Origin of the sequence: Klebsiella pasteurii (assembly GCF_018139045.1) — a bacterium.
Lineage (GTDB): Bacteria > Pseudomonadota > Gammaproteobacteria > Enterobacterales > Enterobacteriaceae > Klebsiella > Klebsiella grimontii.
Map to the genome: position 1 here is coordinate 1,778,365 of NZ_CP073236.1, position 23,901 is coordinate 1,802,265.

The window sequence follows — 23,901 nt, forward strand, 5'->3', positions numbered from 1 at the left end:
ACCTGCGCATTCCATTACGCTGGTTTCTTTGGCCTGGAGCGAGCCATGCTGCGCGTAATCGATACAGAAACCTGCGGATTGCAGGGAGGCATTGTTGAAATCGCCTCGGTAGATATCATCGACGGACAAATCACCAATCCCATGAGCCATCTGGTTCGCCCCGATCGTCCTATCAGCCCACAGGCGATGGCGATTCACCACATCACCGAAGAGATGGTTGCCGATAAGCCATGGATCGAGGAGATTGTGCCGCTGTATATGGGCAGTCCGTGGTATGTCGCCCATAACGCTAGCTTTGACCGCCGGGTGTTACCGGAAATGCAGGGTGAGTGGATCTGCACGATGAAGCTGGCGCGCCGCCTGTGGCCAGGCATCAAGTACAGCAATATGGGGCTGTATAAATCGCGCAAGCTCAGCGTCGCGACGCCACCGGGACTGCATCATCACCGGGCGCTGTACGATTGCTATATCACCGCGGCCCTGCTGCTCGATATCATCAACACCTCCGGCTGGACGCCTGAGGAGATGGCGACCATTACCGGCCGCCCGGCGCTGCTCTCCACCTTTACCTTCGGCAAATATCGCGGCAAGCCGGTCTCGGAAGTGGCGGAAAACGATCCCGGCTATTTGCGCTGGCTGTTCAATAACCTGGATCGCATGAGCCCCGAGCTGCGCCTGACGCTGAAGCACTATCTCGGGGAGTAATCGGCGCTATACCTCCGCCTGGCCCGGCAGCGTCCCCTGCGCCAGACCAATCAGAAACGCAAACTCCAGCGCCACGCCCTCATAGCTTTTAAAACGGCCGGATTTACCGCCGTGGCCGGAATCCATATCGGTACACAGCAGCAGCAGGTTATCGTCGGTTTTCAGCTCGCGCAGTTTCGCCACCCATTTTGCTGGCTCCCAGTATTGTACCTGCGAATCATGCAGGCCCGTGGTGACCAGCAGATGCGGATAGGCCTGAGCCTCAACGCCGTCATACGGGCTGTAGCTTTTCATATAGCGATAGTATTCTTCATCCTGAGGATTACCCCACTCTTCAAACTCGCCGGTGGTCAGCGGGATCGACTCATCGAGCATGGTGGTGAGGACATCCACAAATGGAACCTGGGCCACCACGCCGTGGAAGAGCTCCGGCCGCTGGTTCACCGCTACGCCCATCAGCATACCGCCGGCGCTGCCGCCCATGCCGTAGCAAAAACGTGGATTGCCGTAACCCTGTGCCAGTAGCGCATCGCAGACGTCGAGATAATCGTTGAAGGTATTTTTCTTGCACAAAAACTTACCGTCTTCGTACCACTGCTGGCCCAGCTCGCCACCGCCGCGAATATGGGCGATAGCGAAGACAAAGCCGCGGTCGAGCAGGCTCAGTCGGCTGGCGCTGAAATCCGCATCCATGCTGGCGCCATAGGAGCCGTAGCCGTACACCAGCAGAGGGCTGGCGCCCTTGCGGAAATATTCATCACGGTAGACCAGCGAGACCGGGACTTCCACGCCGTCGCGGGCGTTGATCCAAAGATGCTCGCTGCGGTAGTGGCTGGCATCAAATCCTTTGACTTCCTGCTGTTTGAGTACCCGCCGCTCGCCGGTATTCATATCCAGCTCGAACAGCGTATCCGGGGTTGTCATGGAGGAGTAGCCATAGCGCAGGCGCGAGGTTTCCGGCTCCGGATTATAGGCAAGCCAGGTTACGTAGGCCGGATCGTCAAACGCGATCCCCTGCGATTCTCTTGTCTTACGGTTGATCTGGCGCAGACTGGTTAGCCCGCGCTGGCGCTCTTCCACAACCAGCCAGTCGGTAAACAGGGTAAAACCTTCCAGCATCACTTCGTGACGCGGCGCTATCAGGGTCTCCCATTCCTGCTCATCGCGCAGGGTGCTGCGATAAAGGCCGAAGTTCTTACCCTCACGATTAGAGCGCAGATAGAAAGTGTGCTGATAGTGATCGAGGCTATATTCATGATCTTTACGCCGGGGTAGAAAACAGACCGGTTCGGCGTCGGTCATTTCCGCATTGAGCAGCAGTACTTCGCTGGTGGTCGCGCTGGCCAGGTAGATCACCACAAACTGCTGGGATGTAGTCTTGTGTACGCTGACGTAAAAAGTGTCGTCCTGCTCTTCATACACCATAACATCCGCACTGGCCGGCGTACCCAGACGGTGGCGCCAGACCTGATACGGCAGCAGCGTGGTGGGGTGTTTACGCACGTACCACAGAGTCTGCGAATCGTTACTCCAGGCAAAATCAGGTGAGACGTTCTCCAGCACTTCCGCAAATTGTCGGTCGTCGTTTAAGGGAAAGAAGCGCAGGCTATACTGGCGTCGGGAGAGATAGTCTTCCGCCACTGCCATCAGGCTGTTGTCGGGCGAAACGCCTAATCCGCCGAGGGTATAAAATTCGCTACCGGCCGCACGCTGGTTGCCGTCAAGCAGGACGTCCCATTCGTCCCACTCCTCTTTGACTACCGGCTGGCGTTGATAAATCGCGTACTCGCAGCCCGGCTCGTAGACCTGACGGTAACGATAGCCATTTTTGTTGTAGGGGGCCGACACTTCGCGCTGCGGAATACGGTCGATAATCTCCTTGAGCACCCTATCCTGCAGGCTACTTTGCGAAGACATCACTTTTTTGCCGTACTCATTTTCCTGGCGCAGATAATCCAGCACTTCCGGCTGCGAGCGATCGTCATCGCGCAGCCAATAGTAATTATCGATTCGCGTGTCGCCATGTAAGGTCATGGCATGGGGGATCCGTTTGGCTTTTGGTGGCATCTGCTTATTCTTCTGCGGCTTGTATTGGGTAGTAAAATTTTCAGGCTGCCTCAAAGCAGCCTGAAGGGTAACGTGACTACACAATATATAAGGGTGGCAAAAGTCGCCAGCGATGCAAGCGAAACGTGCGGATTTAAGCCGTTACGGCCTGTTTTTGCGCCTGAATATCCCGTTCGATATCTTCACGCACTTCCTGCGGGAGCTTCAGCGCTTCGCCGAGGGCATTGAGGTAGCTACGTTCCATAAAGTGGTCAATATCGATGACCGCGCAGCTGATATAGTAAACTTCAAGCGCCTCTTGCTCGCTGCTGATACCCTGCGCCAGGCTCTGCGGGTCAAGCGGCTGCGTCAGCGCCCGGTCAATTAACACTCGGCCCTGGACGTCGACATTTGCCGCACGCAGTTGCTCTTCAATATTTGCCCGCTCGCGATCGTCAATATGTCCATCGCTTTTGGCGGCGAAGACCAGCGCCATAATTAGCCGTTCGCTGCGGGCGTCGAGTTCGGCCGGTGCGGAAGATGGCGCCTGAACGGGCACAGCCTCTGCCGATGCCGGCTGCGCGCTGGCGCGCATTTTCTGCTGGTATTTATTCCACAACACGCTGCCCGCAACCGCGCCGCCGCCCACCAGCAGCGCGCCGGTACCGTATTTGGCTAACAGCTTGCGCGATGATTTGCTGGCCACCAGCAGACCTGCCAGCCCGCCGAGCGCGCCCGGCAGCAGTAAATTTTTGCCGCTTGGTTGATCGTCAGATGAAGAAGACCGCCCCTGCTGACCCAGCAGAGACTGCAGTTGATTAAGCCAGTTAGCCATACATTTCCTCGTTGCGCGATAAGCGATACCACCAGCCTAACCGACGCGACGTCAGGAAACGTTATCGACAGCTAAAGATGCGCAAATTCCACGCCGGGAAGCGCGGGAGCCTGCCGCCAGAACTGCTGGCGGCGGCAGCGTAAAGCGTAACTCAGGCCGCTTTCGCTTTGCGCGGCTTCGCCGGCGCCGGGGCTTCAGATTCGATGACGTCGTCAGTCTTATCGCCCTCTTCTGCTTCTGCGCTATCGGCTGACGCCTCGGCGGCGCCCTCGGCTTCCGGCAGCTTACCGGAACGCAAAATATGGTTGAGGGTATCTTTGCGCTCGGCCAGCCACATCGCCATACTATCGCGCTGCTCTTCGTCAAGCGTTAGCGGGCACTCAACCAGCCAGTCGTTCAGTACTTCCGCCAGATCGAGCATTTTGTCATAAGCATCGGCCTCTTTTTTGCTGGCAAAAGACATTTTTTCCTCACCTTCGCGAATCACTACATATTTAATTTCAACCGCCATGATGCAGCCTCTCAGCACTGTATTTTTATACAGTATATCAAATTTCTTCCCCGAACTCAAATGACGCGCATAAAGACATGCGCAAACGTTTTCGTTTATAATGCGGCGCATGTTTTTTTACTGCGGAAGAGAGTTATGACTGTATTAGGTACGGCGCTGCGCCCTGCGGCAACAAAGGTAATGCTGTTAGGTTCCGGCGAACTGGGTAAAGAGGTGGCCATTGAATGCCAGCGTCTGGGAATTGAGACCATCGCCGTCGATCGTTACCCTGACGCCCCGGCCATGCAGGTCGCACACCGTTCGCACGTCATCAATATGCTGCATGGCGAAGCGCTGCAGGCGCTGATTGAGCAGGAAAAGCCTGACTTTATCGTGCCGGAAATCGAGGCCATCGCCACCGACACCCTGGTCGACCTGGAGCAGGCCGGGCAGAAAGTCGTCCCCACCGCCCGCGCGGCAAAGCTCACCATGAATCGTGAAGGGATCCGCCGCCTGGCCGCTGAAGAGCTGAAGCTGCCGACCTCCGCCTACCGTTTTGCCGACAGTGAACCCGCCTTCCGCGAAGCCGTCGCCGAGATAGGCCTGCCGTGCATCGTCAAGCCGGTAATGAGTTCATCGGGTAAAGGCCAGAGCTTTATTCGTTCCAGCGAACAGCTGGCTGACGCCTGGCAATATGCGCAGCAGGGCGGCCGCGCCGGAGCCGGACGCGTTATCGTTGAAGGCGTGGTGAATTTTGATTTCGAGATCACCCTTCTCACCGTCAGCGCCGCGGACGGCGTACACTTCTGCGCGCCGGTCGGTCATCGCCAGGAGGATGGCGACTATCGTGAATCCTGGCAGCCGCAGCGGATGAGCGCGCTGGCGCTGGAACGCGCGCAGGAGATCGCCCGCCAGGTGGTGCTGGCGCTGGGCGGCTACGGCCTGTTCGGCGTCGAACTGTTCGTCTGCGGCGACGAGGTGATTTTTAGCGAAGTCTCGCCGCGCCCGCACGACACCGGTATGGTCACGCTGATTTCGCAGGATTTATCGGAGTTCGCCCTGCACGTTCGCGCCTTCCTCGGACTGCCGATTGGCGCGATCCGCCAGTACGGCCCGGCGGCCTCTGCGGTGATCCTGCCGCAGCTGACCAGCCAGAACGTCACCTTCAGCAATATTCAGGCCGCGGTCGGCGCGGGACTGCAACTGCGTCTGTTCGGCAAGCCGGAAATCGACGGTTCGCGTCGCCTGGGCGTCACGCTGGCAATAGCCGATAACGTTGAGGACGCGGTTGCGCGCGCCAAAGCGGCGGCTTCGGCAGTCTTGGTTGCGGGATAAAAAAAAGCCCGGTCGCAGACCGGGCCTCTGGTGAGCGCGCGATAATTACTTCGCGCCTTCTACCGCTTCACGAGCCAGTTTGGTGATACGGTCGTAATCACCGGCTTCCAGCGCATCCGCCGGAACCAGCCAGGAGCCGCCGATGCACAGCACGCTGTTCAGCGCCAGATAATCACGATAGTTCGCCGGGGAGATACCGCCAGTCGGGCAGAAGCGAATATGCGCGAACGGGCCGCCAATCGCCTGCAGCGCTTTCACGCCGCCGTTAGCTTCTGCCGGGAAAAATTTGAACTCTTTCAGACCATACTGCATACCCAGCATCAGCTCGGATACGGTGCTGATCCCCGGGATCAGCGGGATGGTGCCTTCGCCGGTCGCCGCTTTCAGCAGGGATTCGGTCAGGCCCGGGCTGATAGCAAACTGCGCGCCCGCTTCGGTCACTTCTTTCAGTTGCTCAACGTTGGTGACGGTACCGGCACCGACAATCGCTTCCGGGACCTCTTTGGCGATCGCGCGGATAGCGTCCATCGCGCACTCGGTACGCAGAGTCACTTCCAGCACGCGTACGCCGCCCGCAACCAGCGCTTTCGCCATTGGCACAGCGTGTTCCAACTTTTTCACCACGATTACCGGTACAACCGGGCCGGAGGTGAGGATTGCTTCTGCAGTTGTTTTCCAGTTTTTCATTAGATTTTCTCTCGCCAGATCTACAAATCGAATCGTCTTAAAAAGTGATGCAGGTTGCGCCCTGTTCTGCTCCGGAGAGTTTCTCACGCAGCGCACCGAACATCTCCCGGCCGGTTCCCACGCGCGAACCGCTCAGGTCAGGAATATGCGGCTGACGGGCAGCCAGCTCGGCGTCATCGACCAGCAGCGTCAGCTCGCCCGTCTGGCCGTTGACGCGAATAATGTCGCCATCGCGTACCTTCGCCAGCAGACCCCCATCGTACGCTTCGGGCGTCACATGAATAGCCGACGGCACTTTGCCTGATGCGCCGGAGAGTCGACCATCGGTCACCAGCGCAATTTTGAAACGGCGGTCCAATAATACACCAAGTGGCGGCATAAGTTTATGTAATTCTGGCATGCCGTTCGCTTTTGGTCCCTGATGACGGACCACCACCACGCAATCTTTATCGAGCAGCCCCGCTTCAAAGGCGGGCAGCACGTCATGCTGGCTCTCGAAAACCACCGCCGGCGCTTCGATAATCTGGTTCTCAACCGGCACAGCGGAAGTTTTCATCACCGCGCGACCGAGATTGCCGCTCAGCACTTTGGTGCCGCCGTGGCGAGAGAACGGCTTGTCAAACGTGGCGATAACCGCTTCATCAAGCGGAGCGGCCGCTCCTTCGCGCCAGTCAAGCTCACCGTTATTAAGCCAGGGTTCCATGGTGTAGCGAGAGAGGCCGAAACCGGCAACGGTGTGAACATCTTCATGCAGCAGGCCGCCTTTCAGCAGCTCGCGCACCAGCACCGGTACGCCGCCCGCGGCCTGGAAGTGGTTAATATCCGCCGGGCCGTTCGGGTAGAGGCGCGCCAGCAGCGGCACCACGTCAGAGAGATCGGAGAAATCATCCCAGTTAATGATAATCCCTGCCGCCCGCGCCATGGCCACCAGGTGCATGGTATGGTTGGTGGACCCGCCGGTTGCCAGCAGCGCGACGATCCCGTTGACCACTACTTTTTCATCAAACATTTTACCCAGCGGCATCCACTCGTTACCGTTGCCGGTCAGACGGGTCACCTGGCGGGCGGCGGCGGCGGTCAGCGCTTCGCGCAGCGGCGCATCCGGATGCACGAATGACGATCCGGGTAGCTGCATCCCCATAAACTCAACCACCATCTGGTTGGTATTGGCGGTACCGTAGAAGGTACAGGTGCCGGGCGCATGGTAAGACGCGGCCTCGGACTCCAGCAGCGCCATGCGATCCACCTTTCCTTCCGCATAGAGCTGACGAATGCGCACTTTTTCTTTATTCGCCAGGCCGCTGGCCATCGGGCCGGAAGGAATAAAGATGGACGGCAGATGGCCGAACGACAGCGCAGCCATCGCCAGGCCCGGGACAATTTTATCGCAGACGCCAAGATAGAGCGCGCCGTCAAACATGTTGTGCGACAGGCCAATCGCGGCGGACATGGCAATCACTTCGCGGCTGAGCAGCGACAGCTCCATCCCGTCCTGCCCCTGCGTCACGCCATCGCACATCGCCGGAACGCCGCCGGCGACCTGGCCCACCGCGTTCGCGGAGTGCAGCGCTTTGCGGATAATGTCCGGATAACGCTCATAGGGCTGGTGGGCGGAGAGCATATCGTTGTAGGAGGTAATGATGGCGATGTTATTGCGCAGCATGCTTTTCAGTGAGGCTTTGTCATCCGCCTGGCAGGCGGCGAAGCCGTGGGCCAGGTTACCGCACGCCAGTTGGGCGCGATGCACGGTATCGGTTTTGGCCTGGTTAATCCGGGCGAGGTAGGCTTCGCGGGTATCGCGCGAGCGTTCGATGATGCGATTTGTTACCCGTAACATTTCTGAATTCATAAAGGCTCCTCAAATTTTATCTGTCCGGCCGCAGCGCTTTAACGATACTTTTCGGTGTTTAAGGCACCTGTACTGGGGCTCAGGGGCAAAATATCTGTAGGCAGTGTAATAAAAAAAGCCCCGGGGGTGAATCCTCCGGGGCTTAAAAGATTAAAAATTACACGACTTGCTGCGTCAGATCATGTTACCGGTAAAATAACCCTGACGGAGGAGATGGCGATTACTCAAACTCGTTCCACGAACGACCATCGCGGGTGATCATCGCCACGGAGGCAACCGGCCCCCAGGTGCCCGCCTGGTAAGGTTTCGGCGAATCGCGATCGGCGGCCCAGGCTTCCGTGATGGAGTCGACCCACTTCCACGCCTCTTCCACTTCGTCGCGACGCACGAACAGCGCCTGAATACCGCGCATCGTTTCCAGCAGCAGACGCTCGTAGGCATCCGCCAGATGGGTTTGATTAAAGGTTTCCGAGTAGCTCAGGTCCAGCTTGGTGATCTGCAGGTTATGCTTGTGGTCTAGCCCCGGGACTTTGTTCAGCACCTGGATATCCACCCCTTCATCCGGCTGCAGACGAATGGTCAGCTTATTCTGCGGCAACTCTTGCCAGGTCTCTTTGAACAGGTTCAGTTCCGGTGTCTTAAAGTAAACCACGACTTCGGAACATTTGGTCGGCAGTCGCTTACCGGTACGCAGGTAGAACGGTACGCCCGCCCAGCGCCAGTTGTCGATATCCACGCGGATCGCCACGAAGGTTTCAGTATGGCTGGACTTGTTGGCCCCCTCTTCTTCGAGGTAGCCCGGCACTTTTTTACCCTGCGCGAAGCCGGCGGTGTACTGGCCGCGCACCGTTTTTTCACGCACGTTGGTGCGGTCAATGCGGCGCAGCGATTTCAGCACCTTCACTTTTTCATCGCGGATGCTATCGGCAGTCAAATCTGACGGCGGAGACATGGCAATCATGCACAGAATTTGCAGCAGGTGGTTCTGGATCATATCGCGCATCTGCCCGGCCTGATCGAAGTAGCCCCAGCGGCCTTCAATGCCCACCTCTTCCGCCACGGTGATCTCAACGTGATCGATGGTACGGCTGTCCCAGTTATTAACGAACAGCGAGTTGGCAAAGCGCAGCGCCAGCAGGTTCAGCACCGTCTCTTTACCCAGATAGTGGTCGATACGGTAGACCTGGCACTCTTCAAAGAACTCGCCTACCCGATCGTTGATCTCGCGGGAGGTTTCCAGGGAAGTCCCCAGCGGTTTTTCCATCACCACGCGCGCCGGTTTCGCGTTCAGCTTCGCTTCGCCCAGACCTTTGCAAATCGCGCCAAAGGTGCTTGGCGGCATGGCGAAATAGTTAATGGTCACCCGCTCTTTCTGATCGAGCATTTTGCCCAGGCGGGTAAACGCTTTGGTATCGTTGACATCAAGGTTACAGAAATCCAGACGCCCGCTCAGGGTCTCCCACAAACCTTCATCGATTTTTTCCTTCATGAAGGTTTCCATCGCTTCACGCACAACTTTGGTGTAAGCGTCTTTATCCCAGTCGGCACGGCCGACGCCGATGATGCGGGTGTCAGGATGGATCTGACCAGCTTTTTCGAGCTGATACAGGGAAGGCAGCAATTTACGTCGCGCCAGGTCACCCTTCGCGCCGAAAATGACCAGATCGCATGCCTGGGCCGTTTGCGTTACCGCCATGTCATTCTCCTTAGTTGATAGACTGGTGCTTGTGCCAGGCTATATTTGTAATTTTCTTTCACTGCATCGTACTGTGTTTACGAATTTCCCGAAACCCTCAGCGCCGGTTCCCGCAGCTAAATCGCACAGGGTGGAAAACAGGCGCTGAGATTTTGGGCATGCGGCTAATATTGTTCGTTGTTTCGACCGATTCTCAGTTAGTAAAATACGACTCTGATCATGTAATGAAAAAAAACAACATATTTTAAGGTCATTCCTCACCGTTTCCGACAACGGAGGGGTATATTCTTGCTAAAACGCCTGATGATTTCACCCATTAATGAAATCGCTTCCATTGATGAGCGCCCGATTACCCATGAACATGCTGGAAAAAATCCAGTCCCGGCTGGAACACCTTAGCAAATCTGAACGCAAAGTGGCGGAAGTCATCCTTGCAACCCCCGCGCAGGCCATCCATTCAAGTATTGCCGCCCTGGCGCTGGAAGCCGGCGTCAGCGAGCCCACGGTTAACCGTTTCTGCCGCAGTCTGGAAACCCGCGGTTTCCCCGATTTTAAACTGCATCTGGCGCAAAGCCTGGCGCACGGTACCCTCTATGTTAACCGCAACGTCGATGAAGACGACAGCGTCGAGTCCTATACGGGAAAGATATTTGAATCCGCCATGGCCAGTTTAGATCAGGTCCATCATTCTCTCGACATGTCGGCGATCAATCGCGCGGTTGACCTGCTCACGCAGGCGAAGAAAATCGCCTTTTTTGGCCTTGGCTCTTCGGCCGCCGTCGCCCACGACGCGATGAACAAATTTTTCCGCTTTAATGTACCGGTGATCTATTCCGACGACATCGTCCTGCAACGCATGAGCTGTATGAACTGTAATGACGATGACGTGGTAGTGATCATCTCGCACACCGGCAGGACTAAAAGCCTGGTGGAGCTGGCGCAGCTGGCACGTGAAAACGATGCGATGGTGATCGCCATTACCTCACCCGGTACGCCGCTTTGCCGAGAGGCAACGCTGGCTATTACCCTGGATGTGCCGGAAGATACCGATATCTATATGCCGATGGTTTCCCGCTTAGCGCAGCTGACGGTGATTGATGTACTGGCGACCGGCTTCACCCTGCGGCGGGGCGCAAAATTCAGAGATAACTTGAAGAGGGTCAAGGAAGCGCTTAAGGAATCGCGGTTTGATAAAGAGCTCATCGTACACAGCAATGACCAATAAAAGTAGAAACAAAGCACTATCCTATTACACCGTCGGTATCGTTCCGGTATAGCGACTTTGCTCATCGGCGCTACCGAATCCATGTTCACGCAACACCAAAGATGTTTCAGTCAACGGAGTATTACATGTCCAGAAGGCTTCGCAGAACCAAAATCGTTACCACCTTAGGCCCGGCTACCGACCGCGATAACAACCTTGAGAAGGTTATCGCCGCAGGCGCTAACGTGGTACGTATGAACTTCTCTCACGGTACCGCGGAAGATCATCAGATCCGTGCGGATAAAGTCCGTGAGATTGCGGCAAAACTGGGCCGTCATGTCGCGATTCTCGGTGACCTACAGGGGCCGAAAATCCGCGTATCCACCTTCAAAGAAGGGAAAATTTTCCTCAATATCGGTGACAAATTCCTCCTCGACGCGAACCTGGGTAAAGGCGAAGGCGACAAAGAGAAAGTGGGCATCGACTATAAAGGACTCCCGGCTGACGTGGTTCCGGGCGATATCCTGCTGCTGGACGACGGCCGCGTGCAGCTGAAGGTCCTCGAAGTTCAGGGCATGAAGGTGTTCACCGAAGTCACCGTCGGCGGCCCGTTGTCTAACAACAAAGGCATCAACAAACTGGGCGGCGGCCTCTCTGCAGAAGCGCTGACGGAAAAAGACAAAGCGGACATCGTCACCGCCGCCAAAATTGGCGTCGACTATCTGGCCGTCTCCTTCCCGCGCTGCGGCGAAGATCTAAACTACGCCCGTCGCCTGGCGCGCGATGCCGGCTGCGACGCCAAAATCGTCGCCAAGGTCGAGCGTGCCGAGGCGGTATGCGATCAGGACGCGATGGATGACGTGATCCTCGCCTCGGACGTTGTTATGGTGGCCCGCGGTGACCTCGGCGTGGAAATCGGCGATCCGGAGCTGGTCGGCATCCAGAAAGCGCTGATCCGCCGCGCCCGTCAGTTGAACCGCTCGGTCATTACCGCGACGCAGATGATGGAGTCGATGATCACCAACCCGATGCCTACCCGCGCCGAAGTCATGGACGTGGCGAACGCCGTGCTGGATGGGACCGATGCCGTAATGCTGTCGGCTGAAACCGCCGCGGGCCAGTATCCGTCTGAGACCGTTGCCGCGATGGCGCGCGTCTGCCTCGGCGCGGAAAAAATCCCGAGCCTCAACGTCTCCAAGCACCGTCTGGACATTCAGTTCGATAACGTGGAAGAAGCCATTGCGATGTCCGCCATGTATGCGGCGAACCACCTCAAGGGCGTCACCGCTATCATTACCATGACCGAATCCGGTCGGACCGCGCTGATGACTTCGCGCATCAGCTCCGGCCTGCCGATTTTCGCCCTGTCTCGCCACGAACGCACGCTGAACCTGACTGCGCTGTATCGCGGCGTGACGCCGGTTCATTTCGATAGCGTAAATGATGGCGTAGCCGCTGCGCACGACGCGGTAACGCTGCTGCGCGACAAAGGCTATCTGGTGACCGGCGACCTGGTTATCGTCACTCAGGGCGATGTCATGAGCACCATCGGTAGCACCAACACCACCCGTATTCTGACCGTCGAGTAAGCCTCTCCGTCTACCTGCCAGCGCCGCAGCTGGCAGGTATATCCGATAAACTACACAAGCCAGCTCAACAATAGCGTAGCGGTAATTACCGTTGATGCGCCGCCGATACGAGTCGCAATCTGAGCAAAAGGCATCAACCCCATTCTGTTCGACGCCGAGAGAATAGCCACATCCCCCGTTCCCCCCAGCCCGCTATGGCAACTGGTCACGATAGCCGCTTCAACAGGGTACATATTCAGACGTGAAGCGATAAGGAAGCCGCTCAGCGCCATTGCCATGACGATGGAGCCGCAAACCACCACGTAGCCCACCGAAAATACCGCAACCACGCTTTCCAGCGGAACATACAGCATTCCCAGACCAATCATCAGCGGCCAAACCAGCGCGGCCGACACGAGCTTGTAGCAGCTGTGCGCCCCCAGCTCCATCGCCGCCGGGATAACTTTAGCGTATTTACAGAACACCGCAGCCAGGATCATCAGTACCGGCCCCGGAATATGCACCACCTTTTCCAACAGACCGCCGACGATGAAAAACGCGCAAATCATTAAAAGCCCGGCCCCCATCAGTTGGAAATCCGTGGGTTGCGCGCTCTGATTTTGCGCAAAGACGCTATTATCTTCATGGCTGCGGATCAGCATCCCGTTGCCGGAAAGCAAAGGGCGTCGCGCGCCCATGCGCGCCAGAAAACCGGCGCAAATAATGGCGAAAATGTTGCCCACCACGGCGGCCGGCGCCAGTTGCGCAACGTAAACATCGGGCGTTTGTCCGAGAATGGCTGAATAGGCCAGCGACAGGGGCAGGATCCCTTCACCGATGCCGCCGCCGATGATCGGCACGATAATAAAGAAAAAGGTGTGGTAGAAACTGTAGCCAAATAAACTGCCCACCAGCAGGCCGGTTAAGATTGCCGCCCCGGTCCCTACGACCAGCGGGACAAACATACGGACCATTCCCTGAATCAGGATAGTTCTGTTCATACCCAGTATGCTGCCGACGACCAGGCAGGCGATAACGAAATAGAGGAGATTGGCCTCCTTCATCAGCAAATGCACGGTATCGAGGGTATGCGCTTCAAACATGCCGAAATAGACCAGCACCGAGGGCACCATCAGGCACAAAATGGCCGGGCCGCCTATATCCTTAAGGATCGGCACCATTCGGCCAATTTTAGCCAACGCGAACCCCAGGGTCATAATCACCGCCAGGCCGCCAATCATATTCTTCGGCAGCAGACCTGCGGTTGCAGAGATAGCCACAATCGTCGCTATCCCGATAAAGAGCGTCAACGGTACGGCGCCGACCTCAATATTGGATAAAAGTCGGACCGACGACCCGCTCGGCAGCGTTTTATCTATCGGGTGGTTCAGAGAATTATTTTCCATATTTTTACCTGAATTATGATGACGTAGGGTATCGACGCAATATTAAAACTGCGTAATAAAATTAAAAAAGAGTACCAGCCACAATGCCAATAAAACAAAAAAACGTTAGCACAGGAATTTAAAATTAAAAACGAGATCCAAATTTCGCTGTTCTACTTTGTGACTAAACCACAAAATTCATTTTAAGTAATTTAATTTATCACCACGAAACTAAAGTTAGCATCGTCGCAATAATTGAATGCCAGGGATATAAGTTGATGATCCCACCCTCTTTTCCCTATTTGTAAGTAAAGTAGTCAAGGCGAAATTATTTAAAGCCCGGCGACTGTGATGACTATCACCTTTTAAATACCGAGGGATCGTTAGATTAAAAAAATACAACGTCGCCGATAATATATTTTCAGGACATCCTATGCCTTCACTGCTTTTAGAATCCCTTTTTCCCCTGGTGTTTATCATGCTGCTCGGATGGCTAAGCGGCAAGTTGGGCTACAGCCGCCGCGAGGACGCGTCCGTGCTGGCCACGGTGGTTATTCGTTTTGCACTTCCCTTCCATCTGTTTATCGGCGCATTGAATACCCATCCCGATAAGATTAAAAACTTCACCTTTATGGCGGTATTGGTCATCGGTCTTATGGGATCGTATTTCCTCACGCTACTGATCTCACGCTACGTTTTTCGCCATGATATAAAAACCAGCGCAATTCAGTCCCTGGTGTGCGCTTTCCCCGATATGGCCTACTTTGGCGCCCCCGTGCTTGCGGTGCTGATTGGCCCCGAGGGCTTTCTCGGGGTGCTTATCGGCAACCTGGTGACCAGCGTATTGATGATCCCCTTGACCATCATTCTGATTCGCATGGGAGATAAGCGCGCCTACGCTGATCTACAACAGCCTGATGCGCTGCAGCTTATCCTGCAAAACCTGTTTAAAGCCGTCAGAAACCCAATAGTCTGGATCCCGATTTCCGGCGTGCTGCTCAGCCTCGCGGGGGTACAGCTGCCGCATATGCTCAGTATGCCTATTGAGATGGTGGGAAAAGTGGCGGGCGGCCTCTCCCTGTTCGCCCTTGGGCTGCTCTTTTACGGTGAGCGTCCTACGGTCAATATTCAAACCTGTACCAATATCAGTATTAAAAACCTGATCCAACCGGCAATGATGGCCGTGGCTGGTTTAGCCTTTGGCCTCAGCCATAGCCTGATGCAGCAGGTCATTATCATCGGCGCGACGCCTTCCGCCATTGCGGCAGGGATGTTTGCCCTGCGCAGCGATACCTATATCGAGCCCGCCTCATCCTCTATTTTGCTGGGCACCGCCATCGGCGTCGTTACCGAAGGAATTATGATTTATTTAATCTCATAATCACTGAAGTAAAGCCGGAAGAATCCCGGCAATTATTTGATATCATATTCAGGAGTCATCCAATGTTAGCCACAGAAACCTTATACACGCCTTATAACGGTGCCGTCCTGCTGGAAAACCCGTTATTAAATAAAGGCCTCGCTTTTACTCAAGGTGAACGGTCCGCATTTAATCTTCAGGGGCTGCTGCCACATAATGTTGAAACTATTGAAGAACAAACCGCGCGCGCCTGGGGGCAATTTTGCCAGTTTAAACGGGATATATCGCGGCATATTTATCTTCGAAATATACAGGATACTAACGAGACCCTATTCTATAATCTGCTGCGCAACCATATGAAAGAAACGCTGCCGATCATTTATACCCCAACGGTAGGCGAAGCGTGTGAACACTTCTCAGAAATTTATCGTCGGGGGCGCGGCCTGTTTATTTCATGGCCTAACCGCAACAATATTGACGAGATGCTGCAGGGCTTCTCCCGCAACGATATCAAAGTCATTGTCGTGACCGACGGCGAGCGCATCCTGGGTCTCGGCGATCAGGGGATTGGCGGCATGGGGATCCCGATCGGCAAACTCTCGTTATATACCGCCTGCGGGGGGATTCATCCGGCATCAACGCTGCCCATTATGCTGGATGTGGGCACCAACAACGCCCAGCATCTGGAGGACCCGCTGTATATGGGCTGGCGTCATCCACGTATTAGCGACGAGCAGTACATGGAATTTATGGACATGTTTGTGCATGCCATCAGTCAGCGCTGGCCACAAGTGTTACTGCAGTTCGAAGATTTTGCGCAAAAAAATGCTACCCGGTTACTTAACCGCTATCGTGACCAGCTTTGCTGTTTCAACGATGATATCCAGGGCACGGCGGCCGTGACCTCTGGCACGCTGATTGCCGCCGCCGCTGCGGCCGGTACGCGGATCCGCGACCAGCGCGTGGTGTTTCTCGGCAGCGGTTCCGCCGGATGTGGGATTGCGGAAAAAATCATGGCCCTGATGGTTGATGACGGGCTGTCAGAGCAGGAAGCGCGCAATCGGATCTTTATGGTTGACCGCTTTGGTCTGTTAACCGATGAGATGCCCAATTTGCTGGATTTTCAGCGCAGCCACGTGACGCCGCAGAAACATATTGCCCACTGGGATACCGACGCGGCCCACCTGTCGCTGATGGATGTTGTACGCAACGTCCACCCCACCGTGCTGATCGGCGTATCAGGCCAGCCGGGACTGTTCAGCGAAGAGATCATCAAAGAGATGCATCAGCACTGCCCGCGCCCGATTATTATGCCCTTATCTAACCCGACGTCCCGCGCTGAAGCCCAGCCGAAGGATTTGCTGGAATGGACCCGGGGGAACGCGCTGATTGCCACCGGTAGTCCGTTCGCTCCCGTCTGCTATGACGGTAAGACCTACGATATCGCCCAGTGCAACAACGCCTATATCTTCCCCGGCCTGGGGCTGGGAATTCTGGCCAGTAAAGCGGAACGCGTTACCGAGGCAATGCTTATCACCTGTAGTAAAACCCTCGCCGCCCACTCGCCTTTAGCTACCCGCGAAGCCGGCGGATTGCTGCCGCCGGTCGAAGAGATTGAGATGATTTCCCGGGCGATTGCCGCAGATGTCGCTCGCGCGGCTCAGCAGGACGGCGTCGCGCCGCTTATCAGCGAAGCCCAGTTGGCCGAGAATATCGATCGCACCTTCTGGCGAGCGCGCTACACCGCGTATAAACGCTCGCCATTTTAAACGCCCGCTGCCGGGTGAACACTGCGGGAAGCGCCCTGCTTCCCGCCGAAGCGAGAACCCACGCATGATTAATGTGCTGATTGTCGATGATGATTCGATGGTGGCCGAACTGAACCGGCTGTTTCTCAGCCGGGTGGCTGATTTTCACTGCTGCGGCGTAGCCCCGACGGTCCGCGAAGCCAGGGAGATGCTTAGCCATTTGCCGCAGATCGATCTGGTGCTGCTGGATGTCTATATGCAGCAGGATAATGGGCTGGAACTGCTGCCTGCGCTACGCGCCGATGCGCGCAATATTGATGTCATTATGATTACCTCCGCCGCCGATAGGGTAACGGTTCAGACGGCGCTGCATTACGGCGTGGTCGATTACCTGATAAAACCGTTTCAGTTTCCGCGCTTTGAGGAGGCGCTGCTGTCATGGCGTAAAAAGCGCGATTTGAAAAACGCGAAATCCTGCTACGCTCAAGCCGATGTCGACAGCCTGTTGCGCAGCGGGGTTCAACAACACGAGGGCGCGCGCCGCTTGCCAAAAGGACTTACGCCGCAGACGCTTCGTCTGGTGTGCCAGTGGATTGACGCCTGGCAGGAACGTGATTTTTCGACCAATGAGCTGGCTGCGGCATTGCAGATATCCAGAGTTTCATGCCGTAAATACCTGATTTGGCTTGAGCAGCTACATATTCTCTACACCACCAATCATTACGGCATCACCGGTCGTCCAGAATATCGTTACCGGCTCGTTGTCGACCATTTGGCGCTACTCAAACAATACAGCCAATGAACCCGGAAGCCCACTGGCTGCGATTATTAACCCTGGCGCGACGACTTTCGCGGGTACAGCTCTTTACGCTTATACGGCTCGATTTCACCCGGCTTGCGCGTTTTCAGCAGTTTGAGGATCCAGGTGTACTGCTCGGTATGCGGCTTCACGAACACTTCCACCTCTTCGTTCATCCGCCGGGCGATAGTGGTATCGTCCGCCTCCAGCAGATCGTCCATCGGCGGGCGCACCAGCACCGTCAGGCGATGCGTTTCGCCATCATAGACCGGGAACAGCGGCACGACGCGGGCGCGGCACACTTTCATTAAACGGCCAATCGCCGGCAGCGTCGCTTTATAGGTGGCAAAGAAATCAACGAATTCGCTGTGCTCGGCGCCGTGATCCTGATCCGGTAGATAGTAGCCCCAGTAGCCCTGACGCACCGACTGAATAAACGGTTTGATCCCGTCGTTGCGCGCGTGCATACGTCCGCCGAAACGTCGGCGGACGGTATTCCAGACGTAATCAAAGACCGGGTTGCCCTGATTATGGAACATCGCCGCCATTTTTTGCCCGCCCGACGCCATCAGCATCGCCGGAATGTCCACTCCCCAGGCATGAGGAACCAGAAAGATCACTTTCTCGTTGTTCCTCTGCATCTCATCGATGATCTCTTTGCCCTGCCAGTCGACGCGGGAAAGAATGCGCTGCGGGTCGCGCAGGCCTAGTTCCGCCATCATGACCATCGCCTGCGGCGCGGAGGCGTACATTGCATCAATAATGTCTTCTCGTTCCTGCTCACTCTTTTCCGGGAAACAGTACAGCAGGTTAATCTGCGCCCGACGGCGCGAACTCTTTGCCAGGCGACCCACAAAACGCCCCAGTTTGCCGAGAATCGGATCGCGGAAAGACGCTGGCGTCAGAGCGATACCGGCGAAGGCAAAAACCCCTAACCAAGCGCCCCAGTAGCGCGGCAGTAAAAAGGATTTTTCAAATTTTGGAATAAATTCAATATTATTTTTTTTCGTTTCCATGCCTAATCCGCAGACGTTCCGCTCAATAAAGATAATGAGTTAGTTTAGCGATACGTTGAGTAACGTACAAAAGAAAAAGCCGGCGCACAGCTGGCGCCGGCTTTAACTGACGGAAGGTTAGTCAAACCGCAGCTGCGGAATAACCTGTTTTGCCTGCGCCAGATAATCGGTACGGTCGGAACCGCTGAGCCCTTCCGTACGCGGCAGTTTCGCCGTCAGCGGGTTGACCGCCTGCTGGTTAATCCACACTTCATAATGCAGATGCGGGCCGGTAGAACGGCCGGTGTTGCCCGACAGCGCAATGCGATCGCCGCGTTTGACCTTCTGCCCGGGTTTGACCAGCAGCTTACGCAGGTGCATATAGCGGGTGGTATAGGTGCGGCCATGGCGGACGGCGACGTAATAACCGGCCGCACCGCTACGTTTAGCCACCACCACTTCGCCATCCCCTACCGACAGCACCGGTGTGCCCTGCGGCATTGCAAAATCGACGCCGCGATGCGGCGCTACGCGGCCGGTCACCGGGTTCAAACGACGTGGATTAAAGTTCGAAGAGACGCGGAACTGACGTGCGGTCGGGAAACGCAGGAACCCCTTCGCCAGGCCGGTACCGTTGCGGTCGTAGAATTTGCCATCCTCAGCGCGGATCGCGTAGTAGTCTTTACCATCCGAGCGCAGGCGCACGCCAAGCAGTTGGCTCTGCTCGCGCTTACCGTCGAGCATTTCACGCGACATCAGCACGGAGAATTCATCGCCTTTTTTCAGCTTACGGAAGTCCATCTGCCACTGCATGGCCTTGATCACCGCGCTGATTTCGGTGCTGGTCAGGCCGGCATCACGAGCGCTGGCGACAAAGCTGCCGCCAACGGTACCTTTCAGTACGCTGTTGACCCAGTCGCCTTTTTGCAGCTCGCTGCTCATTTTGAAACCGTTAGCGACTCGATCGTAGGTGCGGGTTTCGCGGCGCGACATTTCCCAGGTCAGGCTTTGCAGGTCGCCGTCCGCCGTCAGGGTCCAGGAGAGCTGTTGACCAATTTTCAGATTACGCAGCTCTTTATCTACCGAGGAGAGCCGGGCAATATCGCCCATATCGATGCCGTACTGATTAAGAATGCTGCTGAGCGTATCGCCGGTCGACACCACATATTCGTGGCCGCCGGAATCGCCATCCGCTTTATCATCCAGCTCATCCTGAGGGATGGCCTCCTCTTCCTGAGGTGCCTGATCGATAGGTTCCGAGGCTTCTGGCAGCAGAGAACGAATTTCGCTTTGCTCAAGCTCGATGGTTCTGCTGATGGGAGCCGTTTCAGGATGGTGGTAAATGTAAGGTCGCCAGACGGCGACCGCTAAGGTAAGAACGCTAAGCGACCCCAGCATAACGCGGTGAGGTCGTGGCAGATTGTTAAATGCCTGAGTGACAGCGCGGGCTATCTGTTGCACGTATTCACTTCCTCGTTATTCTCCTTTCAGGCAGCTTGAATACTGATTCGCCATCTGGCTCAGGAATTGCGGATAACTCTCTTTACCCAGCTTAATTCCGATTCCAAGTGGATCCAGGGTTCCCATGCGCACGGACGTTCCCCTGGCAACAGCTTCTATGACCGCTGGCCTGAACTGTGGCTCAGCAAAAACGCAAGTTGCTTTTTGCTCAACCAGCTGTGTTCTGATTTCGTGTAAACGCTGCGCACCAGGCTGGATTTCAGGGTTGACAGTAAAATGACCCAGTGAGGTCAAACCGTAGTGTTTTTCAAAGTAGCCATAGGCGTCATGAAAAACGAAATATCCCTTCCCTTTCAGCGGTGCCAGCTCGGTCCCAACCTGCTTGTCGGTTGCGGCTAATTTTGCCTCAAAATCCTTCAGGTTGGCGTCAAGTTTGGCTCGACTCTGCGGCATAAGTTCCAATAATTTATCGTGGATTGCAACCGCCGAAAGGCGCGCTATCTCTGGGGAAAGCCACAGATGCATGTTATAGATGCCGTGATGGTGATCGTCGTCACTATTTTCCCCTGCGCCATGGTCGTGACCATGATGGTCATCGTCGTCGTCGGTGCCTTTCATGAGTAACGGTTTCACGCCGTCAAGCTCGGCAATCGTCACCTTTTTGTTTGGCGCAATGCTTTGCGTTGACTTATCCATAAACGCTTCCATTTCGGGTCCAATCCAGACCACTAAGTCTGCGTTCTGTAAGCGTTTTGCATCCGATGGCCGCAGCGAATAATCGTGCTCGGACGCCCCGTCTGGCAGCAGTACCTGGGTCTCCGTGACCCCATCCGCGATAGCGGAAGCGATAAAGCCCAGCGGTTTAAGGGAGGTGACAACGGCGGCGCTAGCCAACGGCGCATGGGCGAACAAAAAAGCGGCGCTAAGTCCAGCGCAAAGAAGCGTATTTTTATGTAACATAATGCGTCTAATCATCGTATAGAATGAGAAAGATGTGATATTATAACATTCACTGGCTTGTGCAACCTCTAATTTGATATGACAAATCTTGTAACGCTGGAAAACGTCGCGGTCGTTTATGGCCAAAGGCGCGTGCTGTCTGACATTTCGCTAACGCTAAAGCCGGGCAAAATTTTAACCTTACTGGGGCCAAACGGCGCCGGTAAATCGACCCTCGTAAGGGTAGTTCTTGGACTGGTAGCACCTTCGGAAGGGGTTATCAAACGCGAGGGACATCTGCGGATCGGCTATGTCCCGCAAAAGCTGCATCTTGATGCCACGATGCCGCTGACCGTCAGCCGCTTTATGCTTTTACGTCCGGGAACCCACAAGCGCGATATTCTGCCGGCGCTGAAGCGCGTACAGGCCGGGCATCTGATCGACGCCCCAATGCAGAAACTTTCCGGCGGCGAGACCCAGCGGGTACTGCTGGCGCGGGCGCTGCTCAATAAGCCGCAGCTGCTGGTGCTCGACGAGCCAACGCAGGGCGTTGACGTCAACGGCCAGGTGGCGCTTTACGATCTGATTAACCAACTGCGCCAGGAGCTTGATTGCGCCGTGCTGATGGTTTCTCATGACCTGCATCTGGTGATGGCCAAAACCGACGAAGTGCTGTGTCTCAATCAGCATATTTGCTGCTCCGGCGCGCCGGAAGTGGTTTCTATGCACCCGGAATTTATCTCGATGTTCGGCCAGCGCGGCGCGGAACAGCTGGGTATTTATCGCCATCATCATAATCACCGCCATGACCTGCAGGGGCGGATTGTACTGCGTCGGGGAAATGACCGTTAATGATTGAATTACTGCTCCCCGGCTGGCTGGCCGGAATGATGCTCGCCTGTGCCGCGGGTCCGCTGGGATCGTTCGTCGTCTGGCGGCGAATGTCCTACTTCGGCGATACCCTCGCCCACGCCTCTCTGCTTGGCGTCGCTTTTGGTTTACTGCTGAACGTTAACCCGTTTTATGCGGTCATCGCGGTGACGCTGTTGCTGGCGGGCGGGCTGGTATGGCTGGAAAAACGTCCCCACCTGGCGGTGGACACGCTACTCGGCATCATGGCGCACAGCGCGCTGTCGCTGGGTCTGGTGGTGGTCAGCCTGATGTCAAACGTGCGCGTCGACCTGATGGCCTATCTGTTCGGCGATCTGCTGGCGGTGACGCCGGAAGACTTGATAGCTATCGCTATTGGCGTGGTTATCGTGCTGGCGATCCTGCTTTGGCAGTGGCGCAACCTGCTGTCGATGACCATTAGCCCAGATCTGGCGTTTGTTGATGGCGTTAAGCTCCAGCGGGTGAAACTGCTTCTGATGCTGGTCACCGCGCTGACGATCGGCGTGGCGATGAAGTTCGTCGGGGCGCTGATTATCACATCGCTGCTGATTATTCCCGCCGCAACGGCCCGTCGCTTTGCCCGTACGCCTGAACAAATGGCGGGGGTAGCGGTTGGAGTGGGAATGATTGCCGTGACCGGCGGTTTGACCTTCTCGGCGTTCTACGACACGCCGGCGGGGCCTTCCGTGGTACTATGCGCCGCGCTGCTGTTTATCATCAGCATGAGCAAGAAATCGGCCGCCTGACGCTATGCTCCGCGTACGTTGTAGCCCGGCTAAGGCGTTCATGCCGTAAGCCGGGACATCCACCGCTCAGCTATTTTCCCGGCTTGCGCTCCGCTTAGCCGGGCTACTGGTTCTTGCGGTCTGCTGTTTTATCGCCGGACAACGTTTAAGGCATCTCCGGCGGTGTAATGCCGAAGTGGGTCCAGGCCCGCACCGTCGCCATTCGCCCGCGCGGGGTACGCTGTAAAAAGCCCTGCTGGATCAGATACGGCTCCAGTACATCTTCAATCGTTTCCCGCTCTTCGCCAATGGCCGCCGCCAGGTTATCCAGCCCGACCGGCCCGCCAAAGAATTTATCGATGACCGCCAGCAGCAGCTTACGGTCCATATAATCAAAGCCTTCCGCATCCACGTTGAGCATATCCAGCGCCTGCGCGGCAATATCCTCAGAGATACGCCCGTCGTAGCGAACCTCGGCAAAATCGCGCACCCTGCGCAGCAGGCGGTTGGCGATTCGCGGCGTGCCGCGCGCGCGACGCGCGACCTCCAGAGCCCCATCTTCGCTCATCTCCAGCCCCATATAGCGGGCGCTGCGGCTGACAATATGCTGCAGGTCCGGGATCTGGTAGAACTCCAGGCGCTGGACGATGCCAAAACGGTCGCGCAGCGGCGAAGTCAATGAACCTGCGCGAGTCGTCGCGCCAATCAGGGTAAACGGCGGCAGATCGATTTTTATCGAACGCGCCGCGGGCCCTTCGCCAATCATGATATCCAGCTGATAATCTTCCATTGCCGGATAGAGAACTTCTTCAACAACCGGTGACAGGCGATGAATCTCGTCGATAAACAGGACGTCGTGGGGTTCAAGATTGGTCAACATCGCCGCCAGATCGCCCGCCTTTTCCAGCACCGGGCCAGAGGTGGTGCGCAGGTTCACGCCCATCTCGTTGGCGACGATGTTTGCCAGGGTGGTTTTCCCCAGCCCCGGCGGGCCAAAAATCAGCAGGTGATCGAGCGCGTCGCCGCGCAGCTTCGCCGCCTGGATAAAAATCTCCATTTGCGAACGGACGTGCGGCTGGCCCACATACTCTTGCAGCAATTTAGGGCGAATGGCGCGGTCGGCCGCCTCTTCAAAACCGCTGCTGTCCGCCGATACCAGCCTGTCTGCTTCAATCATCCCTTA

20 protein-coding genes are annotated in these 23,901 nt (G+C 56.2%); 9 read left to right on the forward strand and 11 right to left on the reverse strand.

Annotated elements, in window-relative coordinates:
- Positions 1-45 precede the first annotated feature (45 nt).
- On the forward strand, positions 46-705 hold the full coding sequence (exoX, locus tag KCG39_RS08370) for an exodeoxyribonuclease X (RefSeq protein ID WP_004122030.1): 660 nt from the start codon (positions 46-48) through the stop codon (positions 703-705).
- Between the two features lie 6 nt (positions 706-711).
- Here the strand turns inward: exoX and ptrB are convergent, their stop codons facing one another.
- From ptrB to KCG39_RS08385, 3 genes are all read right to left on the reverse strand, one after another.
- Entirely contained in the window at positions 712-2,772 is a 2,061-nt protein-coding gene (gene ptrB, locus KCG39_RS08375) for an oligopeptidase B (protein ID WP_087828998.1), read from the reverse strand.
- A 133-nt stretch (positions 2,773-2,905) separates the two neighbouring features.
- Positions 2,906-3,586, reverse strand: a complete 681-nt coding sequence (locus KCG39_RS08380) for a tellurite resistance TerB family protein (RefSeq protein ID WP_087828999.1) — start codon at positions 3,584-3,586, stop codon at positions 2,906-2,908.
- A gap of 151 nt (positions 3,587-3,737) precedes the next feature.
- On the reverse strand, positions 3,738-4,097 hold the full coding sequence (locus tag KCG39_RS08385) for a YebG family protein (RefSeq protein ID WP_004122033.1): 360 nt from the start codon (positions 4,095-4,097) through the stop codon (positions 3,738-3,740).
- A gap of 135 nt (positions 4,098-4,232) precedes the next feature.
- On the opposite strand from KCG39_RS08385, the gene purT reads away from it, so the two are divergent.
- Complete coding sequence (gene purT / locus KCG39_RS08390; protein WP_004122035.1) at positions 4,233-5,411, forward strand: formate-dependent phosphoribosylglycinamide formyltransferase; 1,179 nt, start codon at positions 4,233-4,235, stop codon at positions 5,409-5,411.
- Between the two features lie 45 nt (positions 5,412-5,456).
- Here the strand turns inward: purT and KCG39_RS08395 are convergent, their stop codons facing one another.
- The 3 genes from KCG39_RS08395 to zwf form a co-directional block, all read right to left on the reverse strand.
- A complete protein-coding gene (locus tag KCG39_RS08395; RefSeq protein WP_004103368.1) occupies positions 5,457-6,098 on the reverse strand; it encodes a bifunctional 4-hydroxy-2-oxoglutarate aldolase/2-dehydro-3-deoxy-phosphogluconate aldolase in 642 nt (213 codons plus the stop codon).
- A gap of 37 nt (positions 6,099-6,135) precedes the next feature.
- Positions 6,136-7,947, reverse strand: coding sequence for a phosphogluconate dehydratase (edd, locus tag KCG39_RS08400; RefSeq protein WP_004122039.1), 1,812 nt, complete (start codon positions 7,945-7,947; stop codon positions 6,136-6,138).
- 220 nt (positions 7,948-8,167) lie between these two features.
- Entirely contained in the window at positions 8,168-9,643 is a 1,476-nt protein-coding gene (zwf, locus tag KCG39_RS08405) for a glucose-6-phosphate dehydrogenase (protein WP_004122041.1), read from the reverse strand.
- A gap of 319 nt (positions 9,644-9,962) precedes the next feature.
- On the opposite strand from zwf, the gene KCG39_RS08410 reads away from it, so the two are divergent.
- Together KCG39_RS08410 and pyk are read left to right on the forward strand one after the other, a co-directional pair.
- Positions 9,963-10,868, forward strand: a complete 906-nt coding sequence (locus KCG39_RS08410) for a MurR/RpiR family transcriptional regulator (protein WP_162626063.1) — start codon at positions 9,963-9,965, stop codon at positions 10,866-10,868.
- Between the two features lie 125 nt (positions 10,869-10,993).
- The gene (gene pyk / locus KCG39_RS08415; RefSeq protein WP_004122043.1) at positions 10,994-12,436 is read left to right on the forward strand and encodes a pyruvate kinase; all 1,443 of its coding nucleotides are present in this window, start codon (positions 10,994-10,996) and stop codon (positions 12,434-12,436) included.
- A gap of 50 nt (positions 12,437-12,486) precedes the next feature.
- Here pyk and KCG39_RS08420 read toward each other — a convergent pair whose 3' ends face one another.
- Positions 12,487-13,821, reverse strand: coding sequence for a 2-hydroxycarboxylate transporter family protein (locus KCG39_RS08420; RefSeq protein WP_142468188.1), 1,335 nt, complete (start codon positions 13,819-13,821; stop codon positions 12,487-12,489).
- Positions 13,822-14,233: 412 nt separating this feature from the next.
- On the opposite strand from KCG39_RS08420, the gene KCG39_RS08425 reads away from it, so the two are divergent.
- The 3 genes from KCG39_RS08425 (at position 14,234) to dcuR (ending at position 17,710) form a co-directional block, all read left to right on the forward strand.
- Complete coding sequence (locus tag KCG39_RS08425; protein WP_004122045.1) at positions 14,234-15,181, forward strand: AEC family transporter; 948 nt, start codon at positions 14,234-14,236, stop codon at positions 15,179-15,181.
- A gap of 62 nt (positions 15,182-15,243) precedes the next feature.
- A complete protein-coding gene (locus KCG39_RS08430) occupies positions 15,244-16,929 on the forward strand; it encodes an NAD-dependent malic enzyme (protein WP_211811582.1) in 1,686 nt (561 codons plus the stop codon).
- Positions 16,930-16,993: 64 nt separating this feature from the next.
- Positions 16,994-17,710, forward strand: coding sequence for a two-component system response regulator DcuR (dcuR, locus tag KCG39_RS08435; protein WP_049114578.1), 717 nt, complete (start codon positions 16,994-16,996; stop codon positions 17,708-17,710).
- Positions 17,711-17,736: 26 nt separating this feature from the next.
- On the opposite strand, the gene lpxM is transcribed toward dcuR, so the two are convergent.
- The 3 genes from lpxM to znuA all read right to left on the reverse strand — a co-directional run bounded on the left by lpxM (position 17,737) and on the right by znuA (position 21,123).
- Entirely contained in the window at positions 17,737-18,723 is a 987-nt protein-coding gene (gene lpxM, locus KCG39_RS08440) for a lauroyl-Kdo(2)-lipid IV(A) myristoyltransferase (RefSeq protein WP_004122055.1), read from the reverse strand.
- Positions 18,724-18,840: 117 nt separating this feature from the next.
- Positions 18,841-20,163 carry a murein DD-endopeptidase MepM gene (gene mepM / locus KCG39_RS08445; protein WP_004122057.1) on the reverse strand — a complete coding sequence of 441 codons (1,323 nt, stop codon included), beginning with the start codon at positions 20,161-20,163 and terminating at the stop codon, positions 18,841-18,843.
- A 15-nt stretch (positions 20,164-20,178) separates the two neighbouring features.
- Positions 20,179-21,123 (reverse strand): zinc ABC transporter substrate-binding protein ZnuA, encoded by a 945-nt coding sequence (gene znuA / locus KCG39_RS08450; RefSeq protein WP_004122058.1) that lies wholly within the window; start codon positions 21,121-21,123, stop codon positions 20,179-20,181.
- Between the two features lie 78 nt (positions 21,124-21,201).
- Between znuA and znuC the strand changes: the two genes are divergently transcribed.
- Positions 21,202-21,954 carry a zinc ABC transporter ATP-binding protein ZnuC gene (znuC, locus tag KCG39_RS08455; protein ID WP_004122060.1) on the forward strand — a complete coding sequence of 251 codons (753 nt, stop codon included), beginning with the start codon at positions 21,202-21,204 and terminating at the stop codon, positions 21,952-21,954.
- Entirely contained in the window at positions 21,954-22,739 is a 786-nt protein-coding gene (gene znuB, locus KCG39_RS08460) for a zinc ABC transporter permease subunit ZnuB (protein ID WP_004122061.1), read from the forward strand. The genes znuC and znuB overlap by 1 nt, the downstream gene beginning before the upstream one ends.
- Positions 22,740-22,884: 145 nt before the next feature.
- Here the strand turns inward: znuB and ruvB are convergent, their stop codons facing one another.
- Positions 22,885-23,895 (reverse strand): Holliday junction branch migration DNA helicase RuvB, encoded by a 1,011-nt coding sequence (ruvB, locus tag KCG39_RS08465; RefSeq protein WP_004122062.1) that lies wholly within the window; start codon positions 23,893-23,895, stop codon positions 22,885-22,887.
- Positions 23,896-23,901 lie beyond the last annotated feature (6 nt).